Origin of the sequence: Nonomuraea gerenzanensis (genome assembly GCF_020215645.1) — a bacterium.
Lineage (GTDB): Bacteria > Actinomycetota > Actinomycetes > Streptosporangiales > Streptosporangiaceae > Nonomuraea > Nonomuraea gerenzanensis.
The window spans coordinates 2126950-2144474 of record NZ_CP084058.1 but is presented as its reverse complement, the minus strand read 5'-3'; the positions used below and the strand labels follow the sequence as shown (position 1 = coordinate 2144474).

General features: G+C 67.8%; 9 protein-coding genes and 3 rRNA genes. 4 read left to right on the top strand and 8 right to left on the bottom strand.

Annotated elements, in window-relative coordinates; translation table 11 throughout:
* Nucleotides 1-20: 20 nt before the first annotated feature.
* Nucleotides 21-1049: an acetylserotonin O-methyltransferase gene (locus tag LCN96_RS10395; protein WP_225272378.1), complete on the top strand. Its 1029-nt coding sequence runs from the start codon at nt 21-23 to the stop codon at nt 1047-1049.
* Here the strand turns inward: LCN96_RS10395 and trpS are convergent.
* Nucleotides 1046-2011, bottom strand: coding sequence for a tryptophan--tRNA ligase (trpS, locus tag LCN96_RS10390; protein WP_225272377.1), 966 nt, complete (start codon nt 2009-2011; stop codon nt 1046-1048). The two genes, LCN96_RS10395 and trpS, sit on opposite strands and share 4 nt — an antisense overlap.
* Nucleotides 2012-2272: 261 nt before the next feature.
* On the opposite strand from trpS, the gene LCN96_RS10385 reads away from it, so the two are divergent.
* Complete coding sequence (locus LCN96_RS10385) at nt 2273-3742, top strand: phosphodiester glycosidase family protein (protein ID WP_225272376.1); 1470 nt, start codon at nt 2273-2275, stop codon at nt 3740-3742.
* Nucleotides 3743-3934: 192 nt separating this feature from the next.
* Here LCN96_RS10385 and LCN96_RS10380 read toward each other — a convergent pair whose 3' ends face one another.
* Nucleotides 3935-4393, bottom strand: a complete 459-nt coding sequence (locus tag LCN96_RS10380; RefSeq protein WP_225272375.1) for an Lrp/AsnC family transcriptional regulator — start codon at nt 4391-4393, stop codon at nt 3935-3937.
* Nucleotides 4394-4491: 98 nt separating this feature from the next.
* Here LCN96_RS10380 and LCN96_RS10375 point away from each other — a divergent pair, with 98 nt between their 5' ends.
* Nucleotides 4492-5127, top strand: a complete 636-nt coding sequence (locus tag LCN96_RS10375) for a LysE family translocator (RefSeq protein WP_225272374.1) — start codon at nt 4492-4494, stop codon at nt 5125-5127.
* A 74-nt stretch (nt 5128-5201) separates the two neighbouring features.
* On the opposite strand, the gene fxsT is transcribed toward LCN96_RS10375, so the two are convergent.
* The 4 genes from fxsT to LCN96_RS10355 all read right to left on the bottom strand — a co-directional run bounded on the left by fxsT (nt 5202) and on the right by LCN96_RS10355 (nt 14088).
* Nucleotides 5202-8636, bottom strand: a complete 3435-nt coding sequence (gene fxsT / locus LCN96_RS10370; RefSeq protein WP_225275953.1) for an FxSxx-COOH system tetratricopeptide repeat protein — start codon at nt 8634-8636, stop codon at nt 5202-5204.
* A gap of 291 nt (nt 8637-8927) precedes the next feature.
* Nucleotides 8928-9044, bottom strand: a 5S ribosomal RNA gene (gene rrf / locus LCN96_RS10365).
* A gap of 130 nt (nt 9045-9174) precedes the next feature.
* Nucleotides 9175-12278: ribosomal RNA gene (locus LCN96_RS10360) — 23S ribosomal RNA — on the bottom strand.
* Nucleotides 12279-12569: 291 nt separating this feature from the next.
* Nucleotides 12570-14088 (bottom strand): 16S ribosomal RNA (locus tag LCN96_RS10355).
* The 16S, 23S and 5S rRNA genes sit together here, the layout of an rRNA operon.
* Before the next feature lie 467 nt (nt 14089-14555).
* Between LCN96_RS10355 and LCN96_RS10350 the strand changes: the two genes are divergently transcribed.
* Complete coding sequence (locus tag LCN96_RS10350; RefSeq protein WP_225272373.1) at nt 14556-15581, top strand: AI-2E family transporter; 1026 nt, start codon at nt 14556-14558, stop codon at nt 15579-15581.
* A gap of 12 nt (nt 15582-15593) precedes the next feature.
* On the opposite strand, the gene LCN96_RS10345 is transcribed toward LCN96_RS10350, so the two are convergent.
* Nucleotides 15594-16526, bottom strand: coding sequence for a DUF6597 domain-containing transcriptional factor (locus LCN96_RS10345; protein ID WP_225272372.1), 933 nt, complete (start codon nt 16524-16526; stop codon nt 15594-15596).
* A 36-nt stretch (nt 16527-16562) separates the two neighbouring features.
* The gene (locus LCN96_RS10340) at nt 16563-17453 is read right to left on the bottom strand and encodes a prenyltransferase/squalene oxidase repeat-containing protein (RefSeq protein WP_225272371.1); all 891 of its coding nucleotides are present in this window, start codon (nt 17451-17453) and stop codon (nt 16563-16565) included.
* Nucleotides 17454-17525: the final 72 nt, after the last annotated feature.

Sequence of the window (17525 nt, the reverse complement as noted above, 5' to 3'; positions counted from 1 at the left end):
CGCGACCTACCGTCGCAAGTGTGCCCCTCTTCTACAACCCCCTCGAAGCCGCGGCCCACCGGCTGTCGGTCGTGCCTCCGATGTTCGACTACTTCGGCGCCATGGGCCTGCACGCGCTCGTCGCGGCGGCCAGGACGGGGGTCTTCGACGCCCTGCGCGAGCGCCCGTCCACGGCCGGCGACCTGGCCGCCGCGCTCGGCCTCGACCCGCACGCGACCGGCGTGCTGTTACGCGCCCTGACCGGCCTCGGCTACCTGCGGGTCAGGGGCGGCCGCTACCGCCTGACCCGCACCGCCCGGCGCTGGCTCACCACCGGCTCCACCACGTCGCTGCTGCCGGGGCTGGTGTTCTGGGAGCGCACCGCCCGCGTGCTGTGGCCCGGCCTGGAGCAGGCGGTGCGGGACGGCGCCCCGGCCAGGCCGTTCTACGCCTCGCTGGCGGACGACCCGGAGCTGTCACGCTCGTTTCACGCCTGGACGGCGGCGGTGGCCGCCCGGCAGGCCCCGGCCGCGGCACGCCGCATCCCCGTGCCGCGCGACGCCCGGCTGGTGCTGGACGTGGGCGGCGGGCACGGCCTGTTCAGCCTGGCCCTGCTGCGCCGCCACCCCCGCCTGCGCGCCACCGTGATCGACCTGCCGGACGCGCTTCCGCCCGCCGCCGCCCACCCCCGGCTGACGCCGCGTGCCGGCTCGTTCCTGGAGGACGACCTCGGCAGCGGGTACGACGTCGCCCTGCTGTTCAACATCGTGCACGGCCTGAACGACGAGGAGGCCGCCCGGCTGCTGCGCCGCGTGGCTGCGGCGCTCGACCCGGGCGGCGTGGTCGTGGTCGGCGACCAGTTCGGCGACAGCCTCATGCCGGGCCGGGCCAGCCGCGCCCTCGTGCACCTGCTCGACCTGAACTACCTGGTCACCGTGGGCGGCCGGGTACGCGGCCTGGCCGAGGTGACCGGCCTGCTGCGGGCGGCCGGCTTCGGCCGGGTCCGCCACCGGCGCCCGCTCGGCTCCCCGACGACGGAGCTGGCCATCGCCCGCAAGCCGCTCCGCTAGCTGAGACCCATCGCCTCCTGAACCTCCGCCAGGGTCCGGACCGCACGCTCCCGTGCCCGCTCGTTGCCCTCCGCCAGGATCCGCCTGACCTCGCCCTCGCCGAGCTCGGCCCGGCGCTTCCTGATCGGCCGCAGGAACTCGTTGACCGCCTCCGTCACCACCCGCTTGAGCATGACGGCGCCCCCGTCGCCGATCTCCCCGGCCAGCTCCGCCGGCGGGCGGCCCAGGCACAGCCCGGCCAGCGTGAGCAGGTTGGCCACCTCGGGCCTGCGCTCCTCCTCGAAGGTGATCAGCCGTTCGGCGTCGGTGCGGGCCTTGCGGATGAGCGCGGCGGTCTCGTCCTCGGTGGCCGACAGGGCGATCGCGTTGCCGCGGCTCTTGCTCATCTTGCCGCCGTCCAGGCCCTTCAGCAGCGGCTGCGCGCCCATCATGGCCTCCGGCAGCGGGAACACCTCGCCGTACCGCTCGTTGAAGCGGCGCGCCACCAGCCGCGCCACCTCCAGGTGCGGGAGCTGGTCCCTGCCGACGGGCACCAGCGTGCCCTTGCAGAACAGGATGTCGGCCGCCTGGTGCACCGGGTAGGTGAACATCAGGCCGTTCACGGCCGTCTGCGAGCTGTGCGCGATCTCGTCCTTCACCGTGGGGTTGCGCCGCAGCTCGGCCACCGACACCAGGCTCAGGAACGGCAGCAGGAGCTGGTTCAGCTCAGGGATCGCGCTGTGCTGGAAGATCGTCACCTTGGCCGGGTCGATGCCGACCGCCAGGTAGTCGAGCAGCAGCTCGGTGGTGTTGCGCCGGATCTCGCCGGGCAGGTCGCGATCGGTGATCACCTGGTAGTCGGCGATCAGCACGTACATGGGGTGCAGGTCCTGCAACCGGACCCGGTTGGCCAGCGAGCCGAAATAGTGGCCCAGATGCAGCGGCCCGGTGGGGCGGTCGCCCGTCAGCACGACGTCGTTCATCAGGTCTCTCTCCTTCTCGGATCACGCCGTCCGAGAGAAGAGCCCTCGTCGCTTCCGGGCCGTCTCCAGGACGGCCCGCACAGCGGAATTCAGCGGCCGTCTATCGGCCGCCACCACATGCGGAAGCGAGTCATGCCTCAAAGGGTACCCGGTTCTTGTGTCGATTCCGTAACCTCTTCAAGCGTTTGGCGCGTTCGGCTGCCCAGGAGACCTTGATCTCGCCACTATGGTGCGGTCCCTTTTCCGCCCTCTGGAGAGTTCATGTCTCGACGCACCCTCGCCGGCGGCCTGGCCATAGCCGCGGCGCTCACCCTCACCGCGTTGCCCGCGACAGCGGAGCAGCAGTCGGTGCGGTTCCCGTCGGCGAAGTTCCCGCTGGGCGCGCGGGCCGTGCCGACCAAGACGATGACCACCGTGGCGCAGGGCATCGACCTGTACGACGTGAAGGCCGGCACGTCCACCGACGGTTACACGGTGAGCATCCTGATGCCCAACGGCCGCGACGCCGGGTCGCTCACCGCGGCCGAGACCGTCGCCGCGGAGGTGGAGGCGGCCGGCGAGACGCCCGCCGTGCAGAAGGTCGTCCGGCCGGGCGTGGCCGACGCGCCCTCCCAGACCGTCTACATGGTCCGGGTCGGCCTGTGGCCGTTAAAGGACAAGAAGAAGGCCGACGAGATGGCCAAGAAGCTCAAGGACGCCGGGCTGAAGGTCAAGGTCGACTATCTCGGTGACGACGGGGTGCAGACCACCGGCCCCTGGCACGTCAAGGTCGCCCTGATCGACGTCAGGACGTTCCGCGGCTCGTACGCCGCCTCGCTCGGCGCCAGCGTGGCCAAGCGGGAGACCGTCTCCTCGATGGTCAAGGCCCGCAAGGCCCTGCTCGGCGTCAACGGCGGCTTCTTCAACATCCACACCTCCCCCGCGCTGCGCGGCGAGCCCCTCGGCGCGTCCGTCGTGGGGGGCAAGCTGCTCAGCGAGGCCGTGCCCGGCCGCTCCGCCGTCGTGCTCAAGGGCCGCACCGCCAAGATCACCGAGCTGAAGTCGACGGTGACCGCCATCTCCCAGGACGGCGAGAAGGTCGAGGTCAACGGCATCAACCGGGCCGCCACGACCGACGAGCTGGTGCTCTACACCGAGGAGTACGGCGCCAAGACCCCCACCGGCGGGGTCGACGCCGTCATCGACGCGAGCAACAAGGTCGTCGGGCTGCGGGCCTCGGGCGGCGCGGTGACCGCCGGCATGCGGGTGCTGCACGGCAACGGCGTGGCCGCCGACTGGCTGAACGAGCACGCCTGGCAGGACTGGAAGGTCCAGATCGACACCAAACTCGTGGACCTGCGCACGAAGCGGGCGCTCCAGCTCACCCCTGAGCTGAACGTGGTCGCGGGCGGCGTCGGCCTCGTCCGCAACGGCAAGGTCAAGATCACCGCCAAGACGGACGGGCACGACTCGATCAACATGATCCTGCGCCGCCACCCGCGCACCCTCCTCGGCACCACCCGCAACGGCAGCCTGATCCTGGCCACCATCGACGGGCGCCAGCCCGGAGTGACGGTGGGGGCCAACTTCGTGGAGGCCGCCCAGTTCATGCGGTGGCTGGGGGCCACCCAGGCGATCAACCTGGACGGCGGCGGCTCCACGGCCATGGTCGTCGGCAACAAGGTCGTCAACCGGCCCTCGGACGGCGCCGAACGCGCCGTCGGCGACGCTCTCCTGGTGTTGCCCCAGTAACGCCGGCTCGCTCGGGGCCTCGTGCGGACGGGGCCTCGTGCGGACGGGGCCCCGCGCGGACGGGGCCCCGCGCGGACGGGGCCCCGCGCGGACGGGGCCCCGCGCGGACGGGGCCCCGCGCGGACGGGGCCCCGCGCGGACGGGGCCCGGTGTGGCCCCGCTCCCCTCAGCCCGTGGCCGGGTGCGGCCCCCTCAGCCCGTGACCGGCAGCCCGGTGTCGGGCTTGACGGCCTTCATCGCCAGGTGCGAGGTCACCTGCGCCACACCGGGCAGCCCGGACAGCGTCTCGGAGTAGAACCGCTCGTACGCCGCCACGTCCGCCACCGCCACCCGCAGCAGGAAGTCCGGATCCCCGAACAGCCGGTACGCCTCCACCACCTCCGCCATCTCCGACACCCGCCGCTCGAACTCGGCCACCGTGTCATGATCCTCATACCGCATCACCACGGTGACGAACGCCTGGAACCCCCGCCCCACGGCGCCCCCGTCGAGCAACGCCCGGTAGCCGCGGATCACCCCCGTCTCCTCCAGCTGCCGCACCCGCCGCAGGCACGGCGACGGCGTCAACCCCACCCGGTCGGCCAGCTCGGTGTTGCTCAGCCGCCCGTCCCGCTGCAGCTCCTGAAGGATCCTGCGGTCAATCCGGTCCATGACGCAACATCCTGCCACGCACGGCCATGTGCCAGCACGAATCCACCATCGCGTGCCACCCCTGCTCGGCTACCGTCGCAAGCACGAGGAGGTACATCATGGACATCGAGCTGCTGCTCCTGTTCCTGGGCATGGACCTGCTGCTGATCTGCACCCCCGGCCCGGACATGCTGTACGTGCTGGCCCGCTCCCTCGGCCAGGGCCGCAGGACCGGGCTGACGGCGGTGGCGGGCATCTGCTGCGGGTACGCCGTACACACCGTCCTGGCCGCCGCCGGGCTGGCCGCCGCCCTGCGTGCCGTACCTGCCGCGCTGCCCGCGATGCGTTACGCCGGGGCCGCGTACCTGATCTTCTTGGCCGTCAGGACGCTGCTGTCGCTGCGCACCCGCACCCGCACCGGCCCCGCGCTCGCCGCGCCGTCCGCCGAGCCGCGCGGCAGGGTGCTGCGGCAGAGCGCCCTCACGGCCCTGCTCAACCCCAAGGGCCTGCTGCTCTACCTGTCGCTGATGCCGCAGTTCATCTCGCCCGGGACCGGCGTGCCGCTCGGGATCCAGCTCACCGCGCTCGGGCTGCTGCACGTCGTGAACTGCGCCGTCCTCTACGGGCTGGTCGCGGTCGGCACGGCGCGGGCGAGCTCCGCACTGACCGGCACCCCGAAGGCGGCACGCCGGATCTCGGCGGTCTCCGGCACGCTGCTGCTCGTCGTCGCCGCCGCCACGCTGAGCACCCGCTAACGCCATCGCGTCGCTCTGCGAGCCGCGCCACTCCACCAGCCCCTCCTGCGTGTGGTCACCCCCCAGGCCCGGCATCAGGCCCGCTCGCTCCAGTAGGCCAACTGCTCCCGGGTCGTCCGCGTCGCCGGATGCCCGGGACCGAGCACGCGTTCCCTGACGGGAAGCAGAGCCGCGCACTGGTCTCGGGCCGCCACCGGATCCCCCGCCTGCCCCGTCCAGTAGGCCAGGTTGGCGCGCGCGGTCAGCGTGTCCGGGTGCTCGGCTCCCTGCACCCGCTCCCGGATCGGCAGCAACGCCGCGTACCGATCACGGGCCGCCGCCGCGTCCCCCAGCTCACCGATCCACCGCGCCAGCTCATGCCGGATCGTCAGCGTGTCAGGATGCTCGGGACCCAGCACCCCCTCCCGCACGACGAGCAGCCCCGCGTACTGGTCCCTGGCCGCCTGCGCGTCACCTGCCTGCCCCGTCCAGTAGGCCAGGTTGTGCCAGGTGATCAGGGTGTCCGGATGCTCGGGACCGAGGACGCGCCGCCTGACATGCAGGAGGGCCGCGCACTGGTCGCGGGCCGCCGCCGGGTCACCCGCCTGGCCGGTCCAGTAGGCCAGGTTGTGCCGGGTGGTCAGGGTGTCGGGGTGTTCGGGGCCCGAGGCGTGCTCACGGCGGATGAGCAGCTCCGCGTACTGGTCGCGGGCGGACGCGGCGTCGCCCAGCTCGCCCGTCCAGCGGGCCAGCTCGTGCCGGGTGATCAGGCTGGACGGGTGCTGCGGGCCGAGGACCCGCTCCCGGATCGGCAGCAGGGCCGCGTAGTGGTCACGAGCCGCCGCCGGGTCTCCGGCCTGCCCCGTCCACTGGGCCAGGTTCGCCCTGGCCATCAGCGTGTCGGGGTGATCGCGCCCCTGGACGCGTTCCCTGATCGGCACCAGCTCCGCGTACTGGTCGCGGGCCGCCGCAGCGTCCCCCAGCTCGCCCGTCCACCGGGCCAGCTCGTGCCGGATCGTCAGCGTGTCGGGGTGCTCTGGGCCGGACACGCGCTCCCGCACGACCAGCAGGGCCGCGTACTGGTCCCTGGCCGCCAGCGCCTCGCCCAGCTCGCCCGTCCAGCGGGCCAGCTCGTGCCGGTTGGTCAGCGTGGACGGGTGCTGCGGGCCCTGGACGCGCTCGCGGATCGGCAGCAGCGCCGCGTACTGGTCGCGGGCCGCCGCCGGGTCGCCCGCCTCGCCTGTCCACTGGGCCAGGTTCGCCCGGGCGGCCAGTGTGTCGGGGTGGTCGGGGCCCTGAACGCGTTCCCTGATCGGCACCAGCTCGGCGTACATGTCCCGCGCCGCCGCCGCGTCCCCCAGCTCACCCGTCCAGCGGGCCAGCTCGTGCCTGATGGTGAGCGTGTTCGGATGCTCGGGGCCCTGCATCCGCGCGCTCACCGGCAGCAGCTCGGCGTACTGGTCCCTGGCCGCCCTCGCGTCGCCCAGCTCGCCCGTCCAGCGGGCCAGCTCGTGCCTGATCGTCAAGGTGATCGGGTGCTCCGCCCCGAGCTGGCCCGTGCGGATGGGCAGCAGCTCAGCGTACTGCCGTCGCGCCGCCGCCGCCTCGCCCAGCTCGCCCGTCCAGCGGGCCAGCTCGTGCCGGGCGGTCAGCGTGGACGGATGCTCGGCGCCGAGCTTCGCGCTCAGCGCGTCGCAGATCTCCTGGAACAACGACCTGGCCGTACGGTAGTCGCCGCTCGCCCCCAGATACCGCGCGGTCTTGTCCATGCCCGGCGAGACCGGGCCCAGCGCGGCGAGGATGTGCGGCAGGAGCAGCGCGTACCGGGGCCAGGCCCGCTTCCGGATGGGATCGTCGGGCAGCACCGACTCCAGCAGCACGGCGGCGGCGTCCCGCCAGCGCTGCTGCTCGTGGGGCGCGAGCTGATCGAGCGTGACGGCCTGGACCAGGCGGTGCACCGACACCGTGCCCTCCCCCGGCTGCCCGATCAGGCTGTGCCCGCGCAGCGCGCCGACGGCGGTGTTGATCGCGAGCGGATCGCGCGGCAGCTCCTGCAACACCGCCACCGCGCTCATCCACGGCCGGAAGTCGCGCACCAGCCGCACCCGCGACCCGGACAGCCGCCCATACGCCCGCTGCCGCTGCACGTCGTCGGCGAACAGCTCCCGCGCCGTCCGCCCTTCGAGCTGCGACAGCAGCAGATGGTACGGGATGGGCTCGTGCGAGTAGCAGGCCAGCACCCGCAGCAACGCGATCGCCTGCCGGCTGGTGCCCGCCAGGTGTCTGAACGCGAGCTGCCACGTGGTCGTGATCCGCTCCTCGTACCCCCAGGCCTGCCCCTGGGCGAGCAACCCGGCCCGCTGCTCGTGCAGGAGGTCGAGGTACTCGGCCAGCGTCAGCCCGGTCTCCACCATGAACGCCGCCGCCTGCTCCAGCGCCAGCGGCAGCGCTCCCAGCTCGGCCGCGACGGCGGAGGCCGCCTCGGCGTCCTCCTGCCCCGACCGCCCCAGCAGCAGCGCCGCCGCCGGCTCCGGCTCCAGCACCGGCAGCTCCAGCCCCTGCTCGCGCGGCCAGTTCCCGGACCTGCTGGTGATCAGCACGTGCCCGGGCCCCGCCGGCGGTAGAAAAGGGCGCAGGGCATCAGCCTCCGGCGCGTTGTCGAAGATCAACAGCCAGGGCTCGGTACGGGCCGCGAGCGCGGCATGCACCTGATCGACGGGGTCGGCGGCGTCCACGGTGTCCCGTAACCCCAGCAACGCCGCCAGCCGGGCGAACGCGGCGGAGAGCACCGCCGGGTCGGCGGCGGGCAGTTGCCAGACGAGCTGGTAGTCACGCAGGTGCCGGTGCGCGTACTCCAGGGCCAGGCTGGTCTTGCCCACCCCGCCGAGCCCGTGCACGGCCACCACGCACGGCTGCCCCTTCCCGCCGGCCAGCCGCCTGCGCACTTCCGCCACCGTCTCGTCCCGGCCGAGCAGTCGCGGCGGGCGGGGCGATAGCTGTACGGGGCGGGTGGGGACCTGCGGGCGGGGCGGCAACCGCACGTCCCCCACGACGTCCACGTGCCCGACGTTCACGGCCGTGGCCCTGTCGCCGGTCATCGCCACCCCGGGGTTGTCCCCTGCCACCTCGATGGAACGTTCCACCTGCTCGGCCACGGACCCGTCCCGCTCGCCGTCCTGGGCGTCCGACCTGCCACGCCGGCCTCCATGCGCAGGCGACCCGTCCCGCTCGCCGTCCTGCACGACAGATCCGCCGCACAGCTCACCGACCTGTGCGGCGTCCCGGTCGCCCTCGCCGTCCTGCGCGGCGGACAGCCCTGGCGGCACCACGCCCGCCCCCGCCGCGCCGACGCCTTCCGCCGGCAACGCGGGACGGGCACGCTTGCCCAGCCCGTATCGACCGGGCCGGCCACCACTCCTCGACGGCCTCCTCGCCGTGCGGCGCCGCACCATGACGACCACGGCCGCCACGAACAGCCCGAACAGCCCAAGGGAGACGCTGACCAGGCTGTCCTGCTCACCCAGCACCATTAACAACGAGCCGGGCATCCCATACAGGTCAGCGACCATGTCGATCACGCCCGCCGCAACCAGAGTGAGCGAGATCGGGGTGAGCGTCCAGAGGAGGAGACGCGGGCGCCGGCGACCAGGTCGCTCCGGCCCGGAGCTCCGTCTTGAAGGGGGAGTCACGCTTCCAGGGTGACCCGGGACCCCGGAGGGTCGCCACCGGAATTCCAGCATGCCCGGAAAGCGCCCTATGCGCAGGGAGAAATGAAAAAAGCCCCGACCGGTGCTGGTCGGGGCTTTTCCCAGATAAAGATTGTCCGGCGGTGACCTACTCTCCCACACCCTCCCGAGTGCAGTACCATCGGCGCAGAGAAGCTTAACTTCCGGGTTCGGAATGTAACCGGGTGTTTCCTTCCCGCCATAACCGCCGTAACCCTGCGAAACAGCGCGTTTGCTGTCTCAGAATTGCGTAGTGGACGCGAGCAAGAAGTACCTTGATGTGGCGCAGCTCCGGACCCGGCGAAGAGTAACAGAGCGCAGCACACACCAAGCACAATGCTTTGTGGTCAAGTCCTCGGCCTATTAGTACCGGTCAGCTCCACACGTTACCGTGCTTCCACCTCCGGCCTATCAACCCGGTCGTCTACCGGGAGCCTTACCCACTCTCGTGGTGGGAGACCTCATCTCAAGGCGAGCTTCCCGCTTAGATGCTTTCAGCGGTTATCCCTTCCGAACGTAGCCAACCAGCCGTGCACCTGGCGGTACAACTGGCACACCAGAGGTTCGTCCGTCCCGGTCCTCTCGTACTAGGGACAGCCCCTTTCAAGTCTCCTGCGCGCGCAGCGGATAGGGACCGAACTGTCTCGCGACGTTCTAAACCCAGCTCGCGTACCGCTTTAATGGGCGAACAGCCCAACCCTTGGGACCTACTCCAGCCCCAGGATGCGACGAGCCGACATCGAGGTGCCAAACCATCCCGTCGATATGGACTCTTGGGGAAGATCAGCCTGTTATCCCCGGGGTACCTTTTAGCCGTTGAGCGACACCGCTTCCACACGCCGATGCCGGATCACTAGTCCCAGCTTTCGCTCCTGCTCGACCCGTCAGTCTCACAGTCAAGCTCCCTTGTGCACTTACACTCGACACCTGATTGCCAACCAGGCTGAGGGAACCTTTGGGCGCCTCCGTTACCCTTTAGGAGGCAACCGCCCCAGTTAAACTACCCACCAGACACTGTCCCCGATCCGGATCACGGACCAGAGTTAGACGTTCAAAACGACCAGAGTGGTATTTCACCAATGACTCCACCCGAACTAGCGTCCGAGCTTCCCAGTCTCCCACCTATCCTACACAAGACGCTCCAAACGCCAATGTCAAGCTGTAGTGAAGGTCCCGGGGTCTTTCCGTCCTGCTGCGCGTAACGAGCATCTTTACTCGTAGTGCAATTTCGCCGGGTCTGCGGTTGAGACAGCGGGGAAGTCGTTACGCCATTCGTGCAGGTCGGAACTTACCCGACAAGGAATTTCGCTACCTTAGGATGGTTATAGTTACCACCGCCGTTTACCGGCGCTTAAGTTCTCACCTTCGCCCAGCAAGCTGAGCTAAGCGGTCCCCTTAACGTTCCGGCACCGGGCAGGCGTCAGTCCGTATACATCGTCTTACGACTTCGCACGGACCTGTGTTTTTAGTAAACAGTCGCTTCCCCCTGGCCACTGCGACCCCCACCAGCTCCGAGTGCAAGACTCATCACCAGCAGAGGTCCCCCTTCTCCCGAAGTTACGGGGGCAATTTGCCGAGTTCCTTAACCACAGTTCACCCGATCGCCTTAGTATTCTCTACCTGACCACCTGAGTCGGTTTAGGGTACGGGCCGCCACAACACTCACTAGAGGCTTTTCTCGGCAGCATAGGATCATCCACTTCACCACAATCGGCTCGGCATCACATCTCAGGATATCGCGCGGCGGATTTGCCTACCGCACTCCCTACATGCTTACCCCAGGACAACCATCGCCTGGGCTGGACTACCTTCCTGCGTCACCCCATCGCTTACCTACTACCCAATCAGGCCGAGCGTTCACTCTGACCCCAAGCCCGAAGGCTTTAGGCGAGTTAAGGACTCTTAGTATCAAGGGGTTCAGTATGGGCGCATTGAAGCGGGTACGGGAATATCAACCCGTTGTCCATCGACTACGCCTGTCGGCCTCGCCTTAGGTCCCGACTTACCCTGGGCGGATTAGCCTGGCCCAGGAACCCTTGGTCATCCGGCGCGAGGGTTTCTCACCCTCGATTCGCTACTCATGCCTGCATTCTCACTCGCACAGCCTCCACAACTAGATCACTCTGCTGCTTCACCGGCTGCACGACGCTCCCCTACCCACCAACAGCGCATAGCTGTCAGTGCCACGACTTCGGCGGTGTACTTGAGCCCCGCTACATTGTCGGCGCAGAATCACTTGACCAGTGAGCTATTACGCACTCTTTCAAGGGTGGCTGCTTCTAAGCCAACCTCCTGGTTGTCTCTGCGACTCCACATCCTTTCCCACTTAGCACACGCTTAGGGGCCTTAGTCGGTGATCTGGGCTGTTTCCCTCTCGACTACGAACCTTATCGCCCGCAGTCTCACTGCCACGCTCTCACTTACCGGCATTCGGAGTTTGGCTGACGTCAGTAACCTTGTCGGGCCCATCGGCCATCCAGTGCTCTACCTCCGGCAAGAAACACGCGACGCTGCACCTAAATGCATTTCGGGGAGAACCAGCTATCACGGAGTTTGATTGGCCTTTCACCCCTACACACAGATCATCCCCCAGGTTTTCAACCCTGGTGGGTTCGGTCCTCCACCCAGTCTTACCTGAGCTTCAACCTGCCCATGCGTAGATCACTCCGCTTCGGGTCTACAGCATGCGACTCAAACGCCCTCTTCAGACTCGCTTTCGCTACGGCTCCCCCACACGGGTTAACCTCGCCACACACCATAACTCGCAGGCTCATTCTTCAAAAGGCACGCAGTCACATCACACAGAAGCAAGCTCCTGTACGCTCCTACGGCTTGTAGGCACACGGTTTCAGGTACTATTTCACGACCCCTCACCGGGGCACTTTTCACCTTTCCCTCACGGTACTCGTGCACTATCGGTCATCAGGGAGTATTTAGGCTTACCAGGTGGTCCTGGCAGATTCACACAGGATTCCTCGAGCCCCGTGCTACTTGGGATCCCCTCCAGCAGTCCATCCGATTTCGCCTACCCGGCTCTCACGGTCTACGGCGCCCCTTCCCAGAGGCTTCAACTATCGGAAGGATTTATCACTGCTCGAAGCAGCGGCAGCCACTTCAAGAAGGTCCCACGACCCCGGACATGCAACGCCTGCCGGCTATCACACACGCCCGGTTTAGCCTCATCCGCTTTCGCTCACCACTACTCACGGAATCACTGTTGTTTTCTCTTCCTACGGGTACTGAGATGTTTCACTTCCCCGCGTTACCACCAACCGCCCTATACATTCAGGCGGAGGCAACACCACATGACTGGTGCTAGGTTTCCCCATTCGGACATCCCCGGATCAACGTCTGGTTGGCGACTCCCCGAGGCTTAACGCAGCCTCCCACGTCCTTCATCGGCTCCTGATGCCAAGGCATCCACCGTGTGCCCTAAAAAACTTGGCCACAAAGATGCTCGCGTCCACTATGCAAATCTCAAACAACAAACAGCAAACCACCGCCACAGACATATGCATGCCTGCTTGAGTGGTCCTGTCCCAGAAGAACCGGTCGCCCGTTTCCTCAGGACCCAACAGTGTGTCCAGACACCGCATCACCCCTGCACCGTCGTTCCCACTCCCCTTACGAGGCGGTACTTGCCGGCCAGCGATCACGCTGCGCTGAGTAGCCAGTGCTCCACTAGTGAGCTGTCACCCCACCACACATTCGGCGGTGATAGGTGAGAGTGCTCCTTAGAAAGGAGGTGATCCAGCCGCACCTTCCGGTACGGCTACCTTGTTACGACTTCGTCCCAATCGCCAGCCCCACCTTCGACCGCTCCCCCCCTTACGGGTTGGGCCACGGGCTTCGGGTGTTGCCGACTTTCGTGACGTGACGGGCGGTGTGTACAAGGCCCGGGAACGTATTCACCGCAGCATTGCTGATCTGCGATTACTAGCGACTCCGACTTCATGGGGTCGAGTTGCAGACCCCAATCCGAACTGAGACCGGCTTTTAGGGATTCGCTCCACCTCACGGTATCGCAACCCTCTGTACCGGCCATTGTAGCATGTTTGCAGCCCAAGACATAAGGGGCATGATGACTTGACGTCATCCCCACCTTCCTCCGAGTTGACCCCGGCAGTCCCCCATGAGTCCCCAGCACGCCGAAGCGCCTGCTGGCAACATGGAGCAAGGGTTGCGCTCGTTGCGGGACTTAACCCAACATCTCACGACACGAGCTGACGACAGCCATGCACCACCTGTCACCCAGTCCGAAGAGGGCTCTGTCTCCAGAGCTTTCCGGGTGATGTCAAACCTTGGTAAGGTTCTTCGCGTTGCGTCGAATTAAGCAACATGCTCCGCCGCTTGTGCGGGCCCCCGTCAATTCCTTTGAGTTTTAGCCTTGCGGCCGTACTCCCCAGGCGGGGCGCTTAATGCGTTAGCTCCGGCACGGAGATCGTGGAAGATCCCCACACCTAGCGCCCAACGTTTACAGCGTGGACTACCAGGGTATCTAATCCTGTTCGCTCCCCACGCTTTCGCTCCTCAGCGTCAGGTAAGGCCCAGCAAGCCGCCTTCGCCACCGGTGTTCCTCCTGATATCTGCGCATTTCACCGCTACACCAGGAATTCCACTTGCCCCTACCTACCTCTAGCCGGCCCGTATCCACCGCAGACCCGCAGTTAAGCTGCGGGCTTTCACGGCAGACGCGACCAGCCACCTACGAGCTCTTTACGCCCAATAATTCCGGACAACGCTTGCGCCCTACGTATTACCGCGGCTGCTGGCACGTAGTTAGCCGGCGCTTCTTCTGCAGGTACACGTCAACTTCGTCCCTGCTGAAAGAGGTTTACAACCCGAAGGCCGTCATCCCCCACGCGGCGTCGCTGCGTCAGGCTTCCGCCCATTGCGCAATATTCCCCACTGCTGCCTCCCGTAGGAGTCTGGGCCGTGTCTCAGTCCCAGTGTGGCCGGTCGCCCTCTCAGGCCGGCTACCCGTCGTCGCCTTGGTAGGCCACTACCCCACCAACAAGCTGATAGGCCGCGAGCCCATCCCCGACCGAAAAACTTTCCACCACCACCCGATGCCGGAGGCGGTCGTATCCGGTATTAGACCCAGTTTCCCGGGCTTATCCCAGAGTCAGGGGCAGGTTGCTCACGTGTTACTCACCCGTTCGCCGCTCGAGTACCCCGAAGGGCCTTTCCGCTCGACTTGCATGTGTTAAGCACGCCGCCAGCGTTCGTCCTGAGCCAGGATCAAACTCTCCAAACAATGTCTGGATTATTCATCCGAGCAAAATCCATCAAGAATCATGTCTTGACGAGGTGTTGCATGAAAATCATGCACTGGCTTTTAACACACTGTTGAGTTCTCAAGAAACGGACGCGTACTTCCTCACCGGGCCCGCTCTCGCGGCCCCCGCTCGGAGGCGTTCATTTCGTCGTTGTGGTCTTAATTCTTTCAGCCGTTCAAGTTCCTGTCAAATTGACCGGACTTGCTCGACCTGCGGGAATTAATCCCTGCCCCCTTTCGGAGACAACCCCTCTAACTTACCAGCCGATCCGAGTGGACGCGCACGCCTCACCGCGGTGGTGGAGTCTGGAGGTGGCCCCCGAGTGGGGCCGGCGATCACGCCGTCCCCGTGGGACTGCTGAACTCTATGTACGCCTACGGGAACCGTCAAATCGATGGTTCGCCCTGCGCACAGGGGTAGGTACGGGTGCGTGCGAGATCAATCCGTGCCCCGGGCGCTCGTCATCCTGGTGGGCATCGCCGCCGCGGTGGTCGTGCTCTTCGGCATCCGCGAGGTCGCCTCCATCGCCGGGCCGGTCGTGCTCGCGCTGGTGCTCGTCATCGCCGTCTCCCCGGTACGCGGATGGCTCCGCACCAGGAGCGCCCCGATCTGGCTCCAGGTCGCCGTGCCGTTCCTCATCGTCGTGCTCGTCCTGGTCGGCATGGTCGGCATCCTCACCATCTCGGTCACCCAGCTCGTCTCCTTGCTGCCCACGTACACCGACCAGTTCGAGCGGCTCCTGGCCGACTCCGAGCGGTGGGCCGCCGCGCACGGCATCAGCAACGACGTGCTCAACAAGGGGCTGCAGGCGTTCGACCCCGGGCGGGTGCTGGGGCTGGCGCAGAGTCTGCTGGGCAGTCTGATCGGAATTCTGTCCGCGCTCTTTCTCATCGTGGTGTTGTTGCTGGCGATGTCTCTGGACGCGCCCACGACCGCGCGCATTCTCACCGCCGGGGAAGGCAGCCGGCCCCAACTGGTGACAGCACTTGCCACGTTCGGCCACAAAACGCGGCGTTATTTGATTGTCTCGACCGTCTTCGGGCTCATCAACGCGATCCTCGACATGATCGCCCTGTCGTTGCTCGATGTTCCGCTGCCGCTGTTGTGGGGTGTGCTCGCGCTCATCGCCAACTACATCCCGAACATCGGTTTCGTCATCGGGCTGATCCCGCCCGCCATGCTCGCCCTGCTGGACGGCGGCGTGCAGACGATGTCGCTGGTGATCGCGGCCTACATCGTCATCAATGTCGTGACGCAGTCGTTCATCCTGCCGAAGTTCCTGGGTGACGCGGTGGGGTTGTCGACGACCATGACGTTCATCTCGCTGATCGTCTGGACTTTTGTGCTGGGGCCGCTCGGTGCGATTCTGGCCATTCCGCTGAGTCTGCTGACGCGGGCGCTGCTGATCGACAGCGATCCGAGCGCCAAATGGGTGCAGGCCTTGGTTTCCGGACGGATTCCGCGCGAGTGAAATGCCGCGCGGTCAGAGCAGACGGCTCATTTGTACGCCGCTCAGGCGCTTGACGTCGTTGGCCAGGTGCGCCTGGTCGGTGTAGCCGGCCGTGGCCGCCACCTCCGCCAGGGGGAGGCCGGAGCGGGCCAGGCGCAGGGCTCGCTGGAAGCGGACGATGCGTTGGAGGGTCTTGGGGGCGTAACCGAAGGCGAGCAGGCTGCGGCGCTGGAGCTGGCGGTCGCTGTAGCCGAGATGCCTGGCCACCTCAGCCACCGACTCGCCCTTGGCCAGGGCGGTGGCGAGGGCTCGGGCGGCGGGGTCGGCGGATGTCGGGCTGCCGGTGGTCGTCAGGCGTCGGCCCACCGTCGTCTGGAGGAGCTGGACGCGGGCTTCCACCAGCGCCTGCAAGTGCGGCCGAGCCCTCAGGTCGGGTGACGCCGCCTCCGGCCGAGCGCTCGCCGTGGGCTGCGCGGCGGACGGGATGTCGGGCAGGAGCCGGTCGCCGGGCAGGGCGTCGGCCGTGACCCGCTCGCCAGGCGGCACGCTCGCCGTGAGCCGCTCCGCAGGCGCAACCGGCCCCGCGGGCCGGGCGCCGACCGTGGTCCGCGCCGGCCCGGCCGGACAGGTCTCCGCCGCCTCCGCGAGGTCGGCCAGCAGGCCGGGCCCCACGGGCAGGTCGCTCAGCCGTACGCGGCTGTCGCGCAGCTCGTGGAGCGGCACGCCGAAGAAGTCGCCCACCGCGCCGGGCCGGAACCGCACCCCGGCCAGCGTCTCCCCCGCACCGATGGCGGCAGGCATGGGCCCGGTGTCGGGGCCCGCGACGTAGAGGCCCTCGGGCCCCCAGATCAGGTCGACGCACGCGTCGGGCACCACGAGCTGCGTGAAGGCGGCCTCGCTGACGCGATGCCACCCGCAGGCGAGGCGACCGGCCAGGCCGGCGCTCGGGGGCCGTTCGACGTACATGCCCCCAACGTACGCCAGGCCCCCGACAGAAGTGCCTCAGCCGGGCAGCCGCCCGTAGGCGCGCAGGGTGTTGAGGCGGGCCAGGGTGAGGTAGCCGCCCCACTCGTGCTCCACCACCGGCGTCCACATCGGCCAGTTCCCGCTCCAGCCGCCGTCGGCCGACTGGGTGGCCAGCAGGGCGTCGAGCCCGGCGTCCAGGACGTCCTGGCCGAACAGCGGCAGCCGCAGCGGTCGCGGCGCGAAGTCCAGCGGGTGGTGCACGTGGCCGGCGGCGTTCAGGTCGAAGGTGACGGTGGCGAGGATGGCGTCGCGCAGCCGGGCGAACTCCGACTCCGCGCGCCTCCTGTCGGGCACCCAGTTCAGGAACGTCACCGCCGCGCGGGCCGCGTACGGCTCGAACTCCCCCTGCGCGTACAGCTTGGACCAGCAGAAGTCGGTGGCGGCGTCGAGCCACGGGTGGGTGACGGCGTGCTTGTGCAGCAGCGCGACGATGGAGGCGGTGGGGATGAGGTCGCCCGGCGGGTTGTCGTCGCTCTGCCACCAGGGCGCGCGCACGGTGTCCCGCACCGAGGGCAGCACGAACGGCACGCCTCCGTCGCCGGTGGTGATGGAGGAGAGGTACTTGCAGGCGGCGGGCACCATGGGCGAGTCGAACGCGTCGAGCTCGTCCAGGATCCAGAACGCCACCTCCACCGGCTCCGGCTGGCTCCCCGGGCCGCGCAGGTCCGGTTCGAGGGCGTTGCCGAAGCCGCCGTCCTCGTTCTGGTAGCAGCTCAGCACGTCCAGCACGCGAGCGCGGGAGCCGCCCCTGAACAGGGCCTCGAAGCGCAGCCTGTCGATGAGCCTGGCGTGGTGGTGCAGGTACAGCTCCGCCCGGTCGACGATGTCCATGACGGCGGTCCTTCCGTTGGGGGTCAAGCCGGCCATGACCGCGAAGGTATCCCCTTGCCGAGGCCGCTCTCTTGTAACTATCGGACGTGTGGCTCCCCTGATGCCCGG

What these genes read in the sequence shown, in the direction of transcription:
- trpS (WP_225272377.1), bottom strand. Translation starts at nt 2,011, where the DNA reads ATGAACGACGTCGTGCTGACGGGCGACCGCCCCACCGGGCCGCTGCAT.
- LCN96_RS10385 (WP_225272376.1), top strand. Translation starts at nt 2,273, where the DNA reads ATGTCTCGACGCACCCTCGCCGGCGGCCTGGCCATAGCCGCGGCGCTC.
- LCN96_RS10380 (WP_225272375.1), bottom strand. Translation starts at nt 4,393, where the DNA reads ATGGACCGGATTGACCGCAGGATCCTTCAGGAGCTGCAGCGGGACGGG.
- LCN96_RS10375 (WP_225272374.1), top strand. Translation starts at nt 4,492, where the DNA reads ATGGACATCGAGCTGCTGCTCCTGTTCCTGGGCATGGACCTGCTGCTG.
- fxsT (WP_225275953.1), bottom strand. Translation starts at nt 8,636, where the DNA reads ATGGTGCTGGGTGAGCAGGACAGCCTGGTCAGCGTCTCCCTTGGGCTG.
- LCN96_RS10345 (WP_225272372.1), bottom strand. Translation starts at nt 16,526, where the DNA reads ATGTACGTCGAACGGCCCCCGAGCGCCGGCCTGGCCGGTCGCCTCGCC.
- LCN96_RS10340 (WP_225272371.1), bottom strand. Translation starts at nt 17,453, where the DNA reads ATGGCCGGCTTGACCCCCAACGGAAGGACCGCCGTCATGGACATCGTC.